We start from the raw sequence: 13,912 nt of genomic DNA, 5'->3' as shown, positions 1-13,912 counted from the left end.
CGTTCGCTCGCCCGCGTCCGTCGCGGGTGGAAACGATTCCATGGGATCGTTTCCATAGAGCCAAGGCGGGGTGCGAGGCAACGACGTTCAAGGCGTGCGGGCAGCCGTGGCACCGGGGTTGACGTCGCGCCGAGCCGCATGCGAGCGCTCGAGTCGATCATGGACACGCAGCGACTCGACAGCGATCTCCCCGAGCACGTGCACGACCTCGTGCGTCGCGACTTCGCGCGCCTCGATCCGCGGCTTCCCGAGCTGCTCGATCGGCTCGCGCGTCACGGCGCGAGCGAGATCTGGCACAAGCACGGGACCTTCCTCGATCACCTGCTCGGCGTGTGGCGCATCCTCGCCGCCTGGCGTCAGCCGCGCGACGTCTGCCTGCTCGGCCTGATGCACAGCGTCTACTCGAACAGCTTCGTGCGCATGAAGCTGTTCGACTCGACGCGCGACGGTCGCGACGAGGTGCGCGCGCTGATCGGCGAGGAGGCGGAGCGTCTCACGCACCTCTTCTGCGAGATCCAGCGCGACGAGCTGCTGAGCGTCGCCGAGCCCACGAACGGCACGGACGGCGTCGAGGTGTCGCTGTACCGCACGGGCGAGAAGGTGCGGCTCTCGCGGCGCGACTTCGCGACGTTCCTCGTCGTCACCATGGCCGACTTCGCCGAGCAGCACTTCGCATGGCAGGACCGTCTGTTCGCCGGCAACCCGCGCGTCCTGTGGCCGGGCGACAGCCGCCCCGGGCTCTGGATGAGCCTCAACGCGTGGCTCGCGCAGCGCGCCGCTCGCTGCGGCGCCGAGCCGCTGCCGCCGGTGTTCGAGAGCTGCAGCGCGCAGCTCTCCGGCGAGGCCGAGCGCGAGGCACGCGACCTCTACTGGCAGGTCGTGCGCGAGACCAGCGAGGGCGACGACCACGAGCGCGCCCGCGAGCTGCTGCAGAAGTGCGTGCGCGCCAATCCGTTCATCGGCGAGCCGCACGTGCTGCTCGCGCAGATCGCGATCGGCGCGGGACGCTGGGACGAGGCGCTCGCCGAGGCGCGCGCGGCGCTCGACCTGCTCGGGACGTGGGGCACCGCGTGGGACAAGCGTCTCGGCTGGGACGCCTGGATCGCGTGGGCGCGCGTGATCGCCAAGAGCGCCCGCGAGCGCGCGTGGCCCGACAGCGCGCTCGGCATCGTCAGCCTCGGCGAGGTGCGACCGGCCGAGGCCGCCTGACCCGACGGCCGCCCGAGCGGCCGGACGTTTCGCGCGAACGGGCGGCGCCGCGTGGTGTCACGCGGACGCCGCCCGCGACCGTTCGCGCGTAAGTCGCATTAAGTCGCTTTACGTACGGCGCGGCACCCTGCCATGCTGGGCCCTTCTTGGCCGGAAGGTCGGCGGCCGATGGTTGGCCCGGAGGTCCGAATGACGCGCCAGACGAGCGACGATCACGCGAGCACGCCGTTTCCGGTCGCACCGGTGTCGAACGGCGAGTGGCTGCCACCGGAGTCGATCTCCGCCAAGGCGCGCCTCACCGCGAAGCTCATCGCGGAAGAGGCCGACGCGCAGGCGAAGCGCCACGGCATGACGCGCGCGCAGTTCCTGCGCACCGCCGCTGGCACCGCGTGCGCGTTCTGGGTGCTGAACAAGGTCAACGGGCTGCCGCAGAGCGGCGAGGCCGCGGCGATGCCGATCTCGCGCCAGCACTGCGAGGACCTCGACGCCGCGCGCGAGCTCCTCGACCGGCGCGCCGACTTCATCGTCGACGTGCAGACGCACCACGCCGACACGCAGATGTTTCCCGGCACGGGGCTCTGCTTCCTGCGCTTCCTCGACCAGCAGGGCTGCCAGCAGAACCCCGAGATGATCGGTCAGCTCAACTTCATCAAGGAGACCTTCGTCGACAGCGAGACGACGATCGGCATCATCAGCGGGCTGCCGAACGGCGTGCCGCTCGGCCCCGAGGTGATGGCGCAAACGCGCGACCTGGTGAACGAGCTCGCCGGCTCCGAGCGCTGCCTGTCGCAGGCGATGGTCGATCCGAAGGCGCCGCCGGGCTCGCCGACCGCGATCGACAGCCTCGAGCACCAGGTGCGCGACCTCAAGGGCCGCGCGCTCAAGTGCTACACCTACAGCGGCAACTGGCGGCTCGACGACGAAGAGGTCGCCTACCCGATGCTCGCCGAGGCGCAGCGTCTTGGCTTGACGCTGATCAACTGCCACAAGGGCCTACCGGCGATCTTCGCGCCGGGCAGCGAAGAGTCGGTGCGCACCACCGACTTTCCGAAGGCGGTCGCCGACTGGCCGCGGCTCAAGTTCTGCGCCTACCACTCGGGCTACTTCCAGGCCGGCGACCACCCCGAGGGGAAGGACGGGCTGACGGAGTTCCTCGAGGTGGTGGAGCGCATCCCGCGCCCGCAGCGTCGACGCGTGTATGCGGAGATCGGCAGCACGTTCGCCGTCACGCTGCTGCAGGGACCGGATCAGGCGGCGCACCTCCTCGGCCAGCTCCTGAAGGCGCTCGGTCCGCGCAACATCCTCTGGGGCACGGACTCGATCTGGTGGGGCTCGCCGCAGTGGCTGATCGACGCGTTCAAGAACTTGCAAATCCCGCCGGCGATGCAGGAGCAGTTCGGCTACCCGGCGCTCACGCCCGCGACCAAGCGGCGCATCCTCGGTCAGAACGCGGCGCGCCTCTACCGCATCAGCCGCGGACGGCGGCGCTGCTCGGTGCCGGCCGATCGCCTCGAGCAGCTGCAGCAGGAGCAAGGCGGCCTGCGCGCCGACCGCAGCCTGCGCGTCTACGGTGCGCGCACGCGGCGCGAGTTCCTGTCGATCTTCGGGCGGGCGTAGCGCGGCTCACTCGAACGCGGCGTCGTAGACGCTCCACCAGTACTCGCACTCGCGCCGCCGGAATCCCTGCACGACGGTGATCTCGGCGTCGAGGTTCAGACGCTCGTCGGTCGCGTCGTCGTACGTCGGCCAGACGATCGCGCCGTCGCCGTTCGGGTCGCCGTCGCGCGCGAGCCGCGTCCAGTAGCCCTGGATTGCGTCGACGAGCGCCGCGTCCTCCGGCGTGGGCGGCGGCGGCGAGCCGAAGACGTAGGCGATCTCGGCGCCGTGCAGCGCGCGCAGGTCGAGCGGGACGAGCTCCGGGATCTGCACCCAGCGCGCGAAGTTGTAGAGGTAGACCGGCAACCCGGCGGCCGCCGCGCGGCGCGCGCTGTCGTACGTCCCGCAGACGAGCCCGCTGTCGCCGACGACGCGCACGAGCGCGTCCTGCGGCGTCGGGAAGCTCGACGCGGGATAGACCCGCGCGATCTCCTCCGCGCGCTCGCCGTACCGCTCGCGTAGCGCCTCGAGGTACTCCGCTTCGCTCGTCACCGGCGGGACGCCGAGGAAGAAGATCGTGCCCTCGTCCGCGTTCGAGCCCAGGATGTACGGCACCCGCGCGACCTCGCCGCGGTCGAACAGCGCGCGCGGCTGATCGGGCAGGAAGCCGCCGTCGACCGTCGGGCCGACGTCGACGCCGCTGTCGAGCAGCGCGCCGACCGGCGCCGCGCGCAGGCACGCGAGCTGGTCCGCGGCGTCGCCGCAGCCGACCACCTCGGCGATGCGCTCGGCGAGCGCCGCACCTTCCTCCGCCGTGTCCTGACGCGTCGTGCAGCCGCCGCTCTCGCTGATCGCGCGGTGGAAGAGACCGCGGCTACCCGGCGACGCGACCTGCAGACAGACGTCGACCGAGCCCGCCGACTCGCCGAAGATCGTCACGTTCTCCGGGTCGCCGCCGAACGCGAGGATCTCGTCGCGCACCCACTCGAGCGCGGCGCGCTGGTCGAGCAGCCCTTGGTTGCCCGCGTACGGATGGCTCGGGTCTTCCGACGCGAGCGCCGGGTGCGCGAAGAAGCCGAGCTTGCCGAGGCGGTAGTTGATCGTCACCACGACCACGTTGCGGCGCTCGGAGAGGAGCTGACCGTCGAAGATCAAGCCGCCGAGGCCGAGCGGCACCTCGTCACCGGCCGAGCCGAACTCGTTGCCGCCGCCGTGGAACCACACCATGACCGGCAGCGGCTCGTTCGGTGCCGGCTCCGGCGTCCAGACGTTCAAGTAGAGGCAGTCCTCGTTCTCGCTCGGCGTGCCGAGCGTCGACGGACGCTGCGGGCACGCGCTGCCGAACGCGCGCGCGTCGAGCGTTCCCTCCCACGGCACGACCGGCGCGGGCGGACGCCAGCGCAGCTCGCCGACCGGCGGCGCCGCGAACGGGATGCCGAGAAAGCGCCGCGTGCCGCCGACGATCTCGCCCTGCACCCAGCCGTCGCCGATGCGCAGCAGGGTGCCTTGCTGGATCGACGAGCTCGCGCTGCGGTCGCTGCACGCGGCGGTCAGCAGCAGCGCGCAGAGGGCGAGGTGCGCGCCGCGCGTTCGCGCCGGGGCCGTCCGATTCGGGACGCTGATGGCTCGCATGACGCCCCCTACGGGGTCGCGGCCGGGCGCGTCAAGCAGCCTGCTCCCGAGACACGAGCGGGCAGCCGGACCATCCGGCCGCCCGCGCCGCGGAGGGCAAGAGCAGTGATGCAGCTGCCTAGCCCAACTCCCCCGGCGCGGGACGAGCCGTCCGGAGGAGCTCTGAAAACCTCGTCCGAGCCACTGATGCAGCCCGCAGCTCTGTACCTGACACGCCGCACGAGCGATGTCAAACAACTTTTTTATCTAACCCATTTGGGTGACGGCGCATGGCCGACATTGCGTCGCATGCCATGTCTGCCGTGCAGCAACACGCCGGCACGACCAACCGGCGCCCGCCTGCTTCTCCATGCGGCGCAAGGGGAATGGCGCCTTTGTCCTTGACGCCACCCCCACGCCCTGCGACGCAATCGAAGCGTCAAGCATGAGCGCCGCCACAACCACCGCATACCGCTCACTCACCCACTTTTCCACTTCGAGCAGTCGTCATGACATAAAAATTTCTTGACGCTCGTCCGGGACTCTGCTTGGATCCGCCACGGTCGACGCGGCCTGCGCCGCGTCAGAACCCGGCGGTCCGAGCGAGCGCTCCCTCCGCCGGCACCGAGTCCGCCGAGCGGACGTCTCGCGGCGGCGCAGTCGAGCTGCGTGCGCCCATTGCGGGGAAAGGAGCCTCACCCATGTCGCGAGTCTTAGGAGGGATGGCGCTGGGCGCGTGCACGATGGCGCTCGCGCTTGCGAGCTCCGCGCACGCGGTCGTGACCTACGACGACCAGGTGACGTCGGAGATGATCTTCGGCACCGGCAACGTGAACGCCGGCTTCACCGTCGACCGCGCGAACGGCGTCGAGCTCGCCTTGCGCGGCAAGGTGCGCTTCCCGGCGCCGCAGGAGACCTACAACAGCAACGGCGACGGCACGTACACGTTCACGGCGGGCATCTTCGGCGGCACCGAGCACCCGCAGTGGAACTTCGACTGGTCGATCAACACCAACTACGACGGCACGGGCGGCAACCTCGACGAGTACACCTTCGAGCTCGCGATCGACTACGACCCCGGCGCGGGGACACACTTCCTCGCCTGGGACCACGTCTCGTTCCCGCTCGCGGCGGTCCCGCACGACCCGCCGTCGATGCAGCCCGGTGGCTTCCACGACCACGCGATGGGGAACAACGCGACGCCCAACGGCGGCGGCGCCCAGGCGACGGATCAGGCGAGCTACGCGGCGCTCCTGCAGAACAACCACGTCGCGCAGAACTCGTGGCGGCTCACGTTCTTCGACGGGCCCGGCTTCCCGTTCAGCGCGAACGCGACGGGCACCTACGACGTCGTTCTCACCGCGTTCAAGAACGGCGTCGAGATGGCGCAGGTCGGGATCGAGATCCTGGTCGACGGCTTCGTCACGCCCGACGCGATCTTCGGCACCGGGAATGCGAACGGCGGCTTCACGCTCGCACGCACGAGCGGCGTCGAGCTCGGCATCCGCGGCAAGGTGCGCTTCCCGGATCCGCTCAACCAGTTCAACAGCAACTTCGACGGCACGTACACGTTCCTCGCCGGCGTGTTCGGCGGCGTCGAGAACCCGCAGTGGGGCTTCGACTGGTCGGTCAACACCGACTACACGGGGACGACCGGCAAGAAGCTCGACGACTACACCTACCTCCTCGAGATGGACTTCGATCCGGGCGCGGGAACGAGCTTCCTCGCCTGGGACCACATCTCGTTCCCGGTCGCGCCGATCCCGCACGACCCGCCGTCGATGCAGCCCGGCGGCTTCTACGACCACGCGATGGGGAACAACGCGACGCCCAACGGCGGCGGCGTCGAGGCCGGGAGCCAGGCGCAGTACATGAGCCAGCTCTCGACCGACAACGTCGCGCAGAACTCGTGGCGCTACCCGTTCTACGACGGCCCCGGCTTTCCCTTCGACGCCAACAAGATCGGTCGCTACGACCTGCGCTTGACGGCGTTCGACGGCGCCAACGTCGCGGCCACGGTCGGCGTGCAGATCAAGGTCGTCAAGGCGCTCACCTGCACGATGGACTCGCAGTGTGACGACGGGCTCGCCTGCAACGGCGCCGAGACGTGCAACCTCGCGACCAACGAGTGCGAGTTCGGCACCGAGGTGGTCTGCGACGGTCCGTGCGAGACCGGAGCGTGCCTCGAGCCGAGCGGCACCTGCGAGCCGGTCGCGAACGGCACGGTGTGCAGCGGCGATCCGGACTCCTGCTCGCTCGCCGACACCTGCCAGGCGGGAAGCTGCGTCGAGGGTGGCGGCGGCGACCCAGACGGCGACGCGGTGTGCAGCGCCGACGACAACTGTCCGAGCGCCGCGAACCCAAGCCAGTCCGATCTCGACGGCGACGGCGACGGCGACGCCTGCGACGCCCTCGACGGCGCGATCAACGTCACGCAGGTGCGGCTGCGGCGCAACACGTCGGTGAACCCGGCGCGCCCGAGCGGCATGATCAGGGTCGCGGGCGACATGATCGTCAACCTGCCGGGCGGCGACGTGCTCGACGTGACGTCGGGGCTCGCGCTGCACGTCGAGGACGCGCTGAACCTCGACACGTCGACGCTCGTCACGCAGCCGAGCTGGACGGGAGCGGACTGCAAGACGCGGCTCCACCCGAAGACGGCCGTGGTGCGCAACGTCACCTGCAGGTCGCCGGACAAGAACTACACGGCGACGTTCCGCGCGGTGAACCCGATCTCCGCGTCACAGCCGCAAGTCTACAAGTTCACCATGGTGCTGCGGCGTCTGGCGGTCAGCGGACCGTTCGCCGCGCCGGTCGACGTCACGCTCACCTATGGCGCCGTCGACCGCATCGGCGACATCTCGGACTGTCAGTCGAACACCGCGGGGCTGGCCTGCAAGGAAGGCTGAGTCGGGCGTGACACGCGGCGCCCGGGGCATTCGCTCGCCCCGGGCGCCGTCCCCGCCCACGGGTCACCGAAGGCTCAGGTAGGTGGACGTCGCGGCGAGCAGCATCGCGATCGCCGACGAGACGGACAGCAAACGGGCCAACTGCGCTTCCATGATCGCATCCTCCGTAGGGCCGGAAGCTCTCCGACTTGGGGAGGGAGACGAGACGTTGGCGCCTTCGTATTGCGCGGCCGCGCCGCGAGGAGTTGCGTGGCCGCGCCCCGTTGTGCCGCCGCGCCTTCCGGGATTGACTGGCGGGCATGGGGCAGACCGCATCCGATGCAGGCAACGCCCCGTCGTGGGACGTGGTCGTGGTCGGCGGCGGCCCGGCGGGTCTCAGCGCCGCGTTGATCCTCGGCCGCTGCCGGCGTCGCGTGCTGGTGCTCGACACCGGCGAGCCGCGCAACGCGGCGTCGTCGGCGATGCACGGCTTCCTCTCGCGCGACGGCATGCCGCCGCGCGAGTTCCTGCGCGTCGCCCGCGAGCAGCTCGCGCAGTACCCGGTCGAGCTGCGCGCGCTCGAGGCGGTCGACGTCGCGCGCCGCGACGACGGCTTCTGCGTCGTGGCCGCGGACGGCACGCGGCACCACTGTCGCAAGCTGCTGCTCGCGACGGGCCTGGTCGACGTGCTGCCCGACGTCGAGGGGATGGCCGAGCTCTACGGCAAGGGCGTCCACCACTGCCCGTACTGCGACGGCTGGGAGGTGCGCGACCAGCCGCTCGCGGTCTACGGCCGCAACGAGGACGGCATCACGCTCGCGCTGCACCTGCTGACGTGGAGCCGCGACGTCGTGCTGTTCACCGACGGCCCGTGCCGGCTCGACGCGGCCGAGGAGGCGCAGCTCGAGCGCCACGGCGTCGAGCTGCGCCGCGAGCGCGTCGTGCGCCTCGTCGGCGTGAACGGACACCTCGCCGGCGTCGAGCTCGAGAACGGCGAGGTCGTGCCGCGCCGCGCGCTGTTCCTGAAGCTCGAGCAGCGCCAGCATTCGGACCTCGCGCAGCGCCTCGGCATCACGACGACGCCGAGCGACGGGGTCGCGACCGACGCGATGGAGCGCACCGCGACGCCGGGCGTCTGGGTCGCGGGGGATGCGTCGCGCGACGTGTTGCTGGTCGCGGTGGCGGTCGCCGAGGGCGTCAAGGCGGCGTTCGCGATCAACACCGAGCTGCAGGACGAGGAGCTCGCGTAAGGCGAGCGCGGCTCCGCGCAGGGCATCGCGGAGGGCTCCGCGCTTGGACGTCGCCAACGCGCCCCGGTTCACTCGAGGCACGCAAGCGCGCTCGGCGCATGCAGGCGTTGCGCCGTGCGCGTACGCCGCGCTCAGCGCACGAAGCCTGCTCAGCGCGCGCTGCGCGGCCGGTTCTTCGCGACCTTCTGCCGCATCGCGCGCGCGCTCGGATCGTGCACCGCGAGCTGCGCGGTACGCTGCTTCGGCGTCGCGGCCTTGATCCGGTTGGTCGAGCCGCGCGTCGACTTGCGCGACGGCTTGGTGCGCGAGTCCTCGAGCGCCGCCGTCATGCCCGCGGTGTTGCGCTTGGTGTTGCGCGCCGCGGTCGCGCCGTAGCCGGCGCTGCGGTCGGTCGCGCTGACACCCGGCTTCGAGGTGTCGACGAACACGTCGCGGCGACGCTTCTCCGGTCGCGCGAGCGCGTCCTCGAGGTCGGCCGCCGAGTGCCCGACGCGCTTGCCGATCATGCTGCCATCGTCGTCGCGCATGAGCGCGCTCTTGATGGCCGCGGCCTTGCCGCTCTTCGGCGCCGGCGCTCGCTTGACGGCCTTGCCCGAGCGCGGGGTGGAGAAGCCGGCACGGTCGAGCGTGCGACGCAGCGTGCGACCGAGGGTGTCGGCGGCGCGACGGAACGCGAGCGCCGCGTCGGCCGCGCTCTCCTCGACGACGAGACTCGGCAGCGCGCTCAGCGTGGCGTTGATCCGGCACACGACGTCGATGCCGCCCTTCGGGCCGTTGACGTCGAGGAAGCGCACCGAGAGCCGCTCGAGGTGCGTCGCGAACTTGCCGACCTTGCGCGCAAGCCGCTTGCGCACGTCGTCGCGCAGCGCCTCGTCGATGTCCACGTCGCTGCGGATCGCGACCGGCGTCGAGCTCACGCCGGTGCGGCCCGCAGTGGCCTTCGCCTTCTTCGGAAGTGTCGTCGCGAAAGGTGTCCAGCGCGCCATGGGTCGAGCCTACCACGGTGGTCCGTTCGAGGAATCCGGCGCGGCGGCGCCGCCGCCGCGAGCGAGGCTCGCCCGCGACGACGGCGCGCATCCGCTCACCCGCGACCCGAGGTCAGCGGATGATCGCCCGCACCGTGCGGTTCAGTTTTTCGACCTGATCGAGCGACACCTCGACGAACGCCGGATCGTCGACGGTGAGGTCGGCGTAGGTGATCGCGCCGCCCGCCTCCGAGGTGCAGAAGACCTGCTCCACGTCGTGCGTGCGGACGGTCACCAGCAGGTTGCCGGTGCTGCGCGAGAAGAAGCGGACCAGGAACTCGTAGCCGCGCGTCTGCGGGTCGGCGACGGCCTCGAGCTCGCAGAAGCCGCCCTGCCCCGTGACGTCGGCCGTCGGCAGACCTGTGTCGCGGTACTTGCCGGTCGCCGGAGAAAGGACCGGGATGTTGTCGACGCGGTCGATCGTGCCGAACACCAGGGCGTCGAGGTTGCCGTCGCCGCCGTCGAACAGGTCGCTGCCGTCGCCACCCGCCCAGATCGCGACGTCGTTGCCGCGGTTGCCGAGCTGGATGTCCGAGTTGGGCGCCTGCCCCTGCTCCGTGCCGCCGATGATGACGTCGTCGCCGGGGCCGCCGTCGATCGTGTCGCTGCCGAGCAGACCGATCAGCACGTCGTGCCCGCCGCGACCGTCGATCATGTCGGCGTTGTTCAGGCTCTGGTTCGCCGCGACCCCCTCGGGCTGGACCTCCGGATCGTCGACGTTGTCGTCGTCGAGCCCGAAGAGCACCTCGGAGGCGCCGGTGCCGCGCACCAGCGCGGCGTGGCTCGGGGCCGTCGTCAAGCAAATGAGGGCGCTCAGCGCCACCATGGTCAATCCGATCGTCGAACGCATGGACGAAACTCCTTTTCCAAGCGCCGCCTGTCCTCAGGCGGGATTCACCGGACGGCTCCTTCCGTCCGGGTGTGTCTCACGCGTCGGACGATGCGCGTTCCCACGCATCGAGTCATAAGAGTGCGGTAGGTTTCCGGTGAGATTTCGGTAAGCGTGGCCTGCGAGCGCGGCGTTGCACCGCGCGCCTCCATTCGGCACCGTCGGCGACCAACGTTCAGGAGGTCTCGATGCGCACCCTCACCACGCTTCTCGGCGTCTTCTTCCTGCTCCAGGCGCTCGGCTGGCTCGTCGTCCCCGGCCAGGCGGCGGGCGGTCTCGGCATGCCGCTGCTCGACGGCCTCGGACGCAGCACCCAGATCGGCGACTTCGCGGCGTTCTTCGCCGTCGCCGGCGCGACCATGCTGCTCGGCGCGCGCTGGCAGGACCGCACCCTGCTGCACGTCGCGGCGTCTCTGATGGGATGCGCCGCGCTCGGCCGGACGCTCGCGTGGGCGCTGCACGGCGCGGACCTCGCCTGGCTGTTCATCGGCGTCGAGGTGATCGTCGCGCTCGTCGTGCTGCGGACGGCGCGGACCGCGCTGTAGCGCGCGCCCCCCGAGCGGGCGCACCGGCTGCGCCCCCCGCCGCGCGCAGCCCGATCGCCGGCGCGCAGCCCGATCGCCGGCGCGCAGCTCGCTCGCGGGCCGCGCGCTGACGCGTCACGGTCCGGCCGCGACGCTAGACGGCGCGGTGCTCCGCGAGAAACGCCGCGATCGCGCCGTGCGTCTCCTGCGGACGCTCGAGCTGCGGCACGTGTCCGCAGTCGAGCTCGAGGTGGCGCGAGCTCGGCAGCGCGCGGCGGACGTGCGCCGCGAACCCGAACGGCACCAGCCGATCGAGCTTGCCCCAGACGAAGAGCGCCGGCGTCGCGAGGCTCTCGAGCCGCGTCCAGAAGCCGCGCGCGCCGTGCGGCTCCTCGAGGTAGATCTGGCGCGCGGCGGCGTAGAACGCGACGCGCCCGCGCGCCGTCGTGTAGCTGCGCAGGAACTCGTCGACGCCGGCGTGCAGCCAGCTCGCGGCGGCGCGCGGAACGATCTGGTGCACGACCGCCTCGATCGCCCAGCGCGGTGAGAGCTGCACCAGACCCAGCTCGGGACGCAGCACACGCACGAGCGGCGCCCACGGACGCGGCCGCCGCCACGCGAGCGACGGCGCGAGCAGCGACAGGCTGCACGCACGCTCGGGATGGCGGAGCCCGATCTCGAGCGCGATGCGTCCGCCCATGCTGTTGCCGACGAAGTGCGCGCGCTCGATCCCGAGCTCGTCCATCAGCTCGCACACCGCGCGCGCGAAGAACGGCGGATGGTAGGGCGCGAGCACCGGCTTCGTGGAGTCGCCGAAGCCCGGCAGGTCGAGCGCGATCGTGCGGTACGTCGGCGCGAGCGCGGCGATCGTCGGCAGGAACGACACCTTGGTCGCGCCGAGGCCGTGCAGGAGGATGACCGGCTCGCCGAGGCCCGCGGCGCACACCGAGATCGTGCCGAGCGAGGTGGACACGCAGTCGAAGCGCAGCCGCTCGGGACCGGTCATGCCGCTCGTCGCGGCGAGGAACGATACGCCGAGGTGCAGGTTGTGGCGCACGACGAGCCGCCCTTCGCGGTATGCGTCCATGCCGCCGCGCAGGTCGTCGGCGACCCGCTCCCAGGTCGCCGCGTCGGCCCCGATGACGGCCGCCGGGCGGACGGACGTGCGGGCCTGCTCGAGCGTCGCGCCCGAGGGCGAGACGAGCGCGTCCCACGTTCCGCCGTCGGTGATGACGAGCCGGATCCGCGACACGCGCTGGGCGCCGTCGAGCACGCTGCCGTCGAAGCGATCGAGCATCCGCTCGAGGACCGTCGCGCCGCGCGCGTGCGCGATCGACGGGCTCAGGACCATGGCGACATCATACCGGGAAGGTCGCCGGCCTCCATGCCTGCGGGCCTCCGGCACAATCGGTCTGGACAACGAGGCCCGACCGGGTGCTCAATGGACCGATCATCCGGGAGGGACGCATGCGATCGACGATGAGCCTCGGAAGGATCGGCCGTTGCGCGCTGCACGCGGCACGGCTCTTGTTCTTGACGCTGGTCGTGGCGGCGCCGAACGTGGCGCACGCCGCCGGCAGGAACCCCGTGATCTTCGTCCACGGTGGCTTCGGCTCGGCGGGACAGTTCGAGTCGCAAGCGATGCGCTTCTCGAGCAACGGCTACCCGGACAGCCACCTCGCCGCGCTCGAGTACGACTCGACCTTCGGCGTCGAGAGCTTCGAGGACGTGCTCGCGAAGCTCGACGTGCTGATCGACGAGGTCCTCGCGCGCACCGGCGCCGAGCAGGTCGACCTCATGGGGCACTCGCTCGGCACGCGCGTGTCGCAGGAGTTCCTGAGCTCGCCCGAGCGTGCGGCGCGCGTCGCGCACTACGTGAACATCGACGGTTTCCCGGCAGACGCGCCGCCGGGCGGCGTGCCGACGCTCGCGCTCTGGGCCGGCCGCGGCGATCCGTCGCGGCGCATCCCCGGCGCGGTCAACGTGATCCTGCCGAACCAGACGCACGTCGAGGCGGCGACCTCGCCGGAAGCGTTCGCCGCGATGTACGAGTTCCTCACCGGCCACGAGCCGGCGACGATCCACGTCGTGCCGGAGAGCGGGCGCATCGTGGTCGAGGGACGCGCGGTGCTCTTCCCGCAGAACGTGGGCGTCGAGGGCGCAACCCTCGAGCTCTGGGAGGTACGCCGCGCCAACGGACGGCGGCTCCGCAGCCGGCCGCTGAACAGCGTCGTCTTGCCGGCGGACGGCTCGTTCGGGCCGTTCACGATCGGCGCCGGACGGAGCTGGGAGTTCGTGCTGCGTCGCCCGGGCAGCGAGCGCGTGCACCGCTTCTACGGCGAGCCGATGGTGCGCAGCAATCGTTTTCTGCGCTTGCTGACGTCGGAGCCCAACGGCGCGATCGACAACCTGATCGAGAAGAGCGACCGCCACGTGTCGATGACGATCATCCGCTACAAGGAGCTGTGGGGTGATCAGGGCGTCGAGAGCGACGTGCTGCAGGTCAACGGCGTCAACGTCATCAACCCCGCGACGAGCCCGATCGACAACCGCACGATCGGCCTGTTCGTCTTCGACCGTGGCTCGGACGGCGTCACCGACCTGACGGCGCCGCTCGAGACCATCTTCAACATCCCCTTCCTGACCGGCGTCGACGTGTTCGTGCCGGGCGATCAGGAGGGGAGCGAGACCACCACCGTGACGCTGAAGCCGCGCGGTCGCCTGACCGCGGCGCGCTCGGTGAGCTTCCCGAGTGTGGCGTCGACCGCGGCCGCGATCAGCGTGCGGCTCAACGACTACGACGTCGAGCCGGCGCGGCGCGCGCTGCGCGGCAAGCGCCTGCCGGTGCCGCGGAATCGCGTCGCGCCCTGAGACCAGCGTCGAGCATCACACCCCGAGCAGCGCGTTTCGTCGCGCTCCG

General features: G+C 71.2%; 10 protein-coding genes. 6 read left to right on the top strand and 4 right to left on the bottom strand.

The features are described from left to right. Positions 1–159 precede the first annotated feature (159 nt). Both VIS07_21365 and VIS07_21360 read left to right on the top strand, forming a co-directional pair. Positions 160–1,209 carry a tetratricopeptide repeat protein gene (locus VIS07_21365; protein HEY8518067.1) on the top strand — a complete coding sequence of 350 codons (1,050 nt, stop codon included), beginning with the start codon at positions 160–162 and terminating at the stop codon, positions 1,207–1,209. 189 nt (positions 1,210–1,398) lie between these two features. After that, positions 1,399–2,826 (top strand): amidohydrolase family protein, encoded by a 1,428-nt coding sequence (locus VIS07_21360; GenBank protein ID HEY8518066.1) that lies wholly within the window; start codon positions 1,399–1,401, stop codon positions 2,824–2,826. Positions 2,827–2,832: 6 nt separating this feature from the next. Here VIS07_21360 and VIS07_21355 read toward each other — a convergent pair whose 3' ends face one another. Beyond that, entirely contained in the window at positions 2,833–4,437 is a 1,605-nt protein-coding gene (locus VIS07_21355) for a carboxylesterase/lipase family protein (protein HEY8518065.1), read from the bottom strand. A 680-nt stretch (positions 4,438–5,117) separates the two neighbouring features. Here VIS07_21355 and VIS07_21350 point away from each other — a divergent pair. Beyond that, positions 5,118–7,325, top strand: coding sequence for a hypothetical protein (locus tag VIS07_21350; protein ID HEY8518064.1), 2,208 nt, complete (start codon positions 5,118–5,120; stop codon positions 7,323–7,325). 299 nt (positions 7,326–7,624) lie between these two features. Next, positions 7,625–8,554: an NAD(P)/FAD-dependent oxidoreductase gene (locus VIS07_21345; protein ID HEY8518063.1), complete on the top strand. Its 930-nt coding sequence runs from the start codon at positions 7,625–7,627 to the stop codon at positions 8,552–8,554. A gap of 149 nt (positions 8,555–8,703) precedes the next feature. On the opposite strand, the gene VIS07_21340 is transcribed toward VIS07_21345, so the two are convergent. After that, complete coding sequence (locus VIS07_21340) at positions 8,704–9,540, bottom strand: HPF/RaiA family ribosome-associated protein (GenBank protein HEY8518062.1); 837 nt, start codon at positions 9,538–9,540, stop codon at positions 8,704–8,706. 112 nt (positions 9,541–9,652) lie between these two features. Further along, positions 9,653–10,429 (bottom strand): hypothetical protein, encoded by a 777-nt coding sequence (locus tag VIS07_21335; protein ID HEY8518061.1) that lies wholly within the window; start codon positions 10,427–10,429, stop codon positions 9,653–9,655. A gap of 227 nt (positions 10,430–10,656) precedes the next feature. Between VIS07_21335 and VIS07_21330 the strand changes: the two genes are divergently transcribed. Continuing rightward, the gene (locus VIS07_21330) at positions 10,657–11,013 is read left to right on the top strand and encodes a hypothetical protein (protein ID HEY8518060.1); all 357 of its coding nucleotides are present in this window, start codon (positions 10,657–10,659) and stop codon (positions 11,011–11,013) included. Positions 11,014–11,146: 133 nt separating this feature from the next. Here the strand turns inward: VIS07_21330 and VIS07_21325 are convergent, their stop codons facing one another. Continuing rightward, positions 11,147–12,343: an alpha/beta fold hydrolase gene (locus VIS07_21325; protein ID HEY8518059.1), complete on the bottom strand. Its 1,197-nt coding sequence runs from the start codon at positions 12,341–12,343 to the stop codon at positions 11,147–11,149. Between the two features lie 128 nt (positions 12,344–12,471). On the opposite strand from VIS07_21325, the gene VIS07_21320 reads away from it, so the two are divergent. Continuing rightward, the gene (locus tag VIS07_21320; GenBank protein ID HEY8518058.1) at positions 12,472–13,863 is read left to right on the top strand and encodes an alpha/beta fold hydrolase; all 1,392 of its coding nucleotides are present in this window, start codon (positions 12,472–12,474) and stop codon (positions 13,861–13,863) included. Positions 13,864–13,912 lie beyond the last annotated feature (49 nt).

This window comes from Candidatus Binatia bacterium (genome assembly GCA_036563615.1).
GTDB lineage: Bacteria > Desulfobacterota > Binatia > UBA12015 > UBA12015 > DATCMB01.
Note: the sequence above shows the minus strand (reverse complement) of the source record. Positions and strands in the feature narration are given on the sequence as shown.

Excerpts from the sequence above, each read along its gene's own strand:
- VIS07_21365 (HEY8518067.1), top strand. The coding sequence starts at position 160 with ATGGACACGCAGCGACTCGACAGCGATCTCCCCGAGCACGTGCACGAC.
- VIS07_21360 (HEY8518066.1), top strand. The coding sequence starts at position 1,399 with ATGACGCGCCAGACGAGCGACGATCACGCGAGCACGCCGTTTCCGGTC.
- VIS07_21355 (HEY8518065.1), bottom strand. The coding sequence starts at position 4,437 with ATGCGAGCCATCAGCGTCCCGAATCGGACGGCCCCGGCGCGAACGCGC.
- VIS07_21350 (HEY8518064.1), top strand. The coding sequence starts at position 5,118 with ATGTCGCGAGTCTTAGGAGGGATGGCGCTGGGCGCGTGCACGATGGCG.
- VIS07_21345 (HEY8518063.1), top strand. The coding sequence starts at position 7,625 with ATGGGGCAGACCGCATCCGATGCAGGCAACGCCCCGTCGTGGGACGTG.
- VIS07_21340 (HEY8518062.1), bottom strand. The coding sequence starts at position 9,540 with ATGGCGCGCTGGACACCTTTCGCGACGACACTTCCGAAGAAGGCGAAG.
- VIS07_21335 (HEY8518061.1), bottom strand. The coding sequence starts at position 10,429 with ATGCGTTCGACGATCGGATTGACCATGGTGGCGCTGAGCGCCCTCATT.
- VIS07_21330 (HEY8518060.1), top strand. The coding sequence starts at position 10,657 with ATGCGCACCCTCACCACGCTTCTCGGCGTCTTCTTCCTGCTCCAGGCG.
- VIS07_21325 (HEY8518059.1), bottom strand. The coding sequence starts at position 12,343 with ATGGTCCTGAGCCCGTCGATCGCGCACGCGCGCGGCGCGACGGTCCTC.
- VIS07_21320 (HEY8518058.1), top strand. The coding sequence starts at position 12,472 with ATGAGCCTCGGAAGGATCGGCCGTTGCGCGCTGCACGCGGCACGGCTC.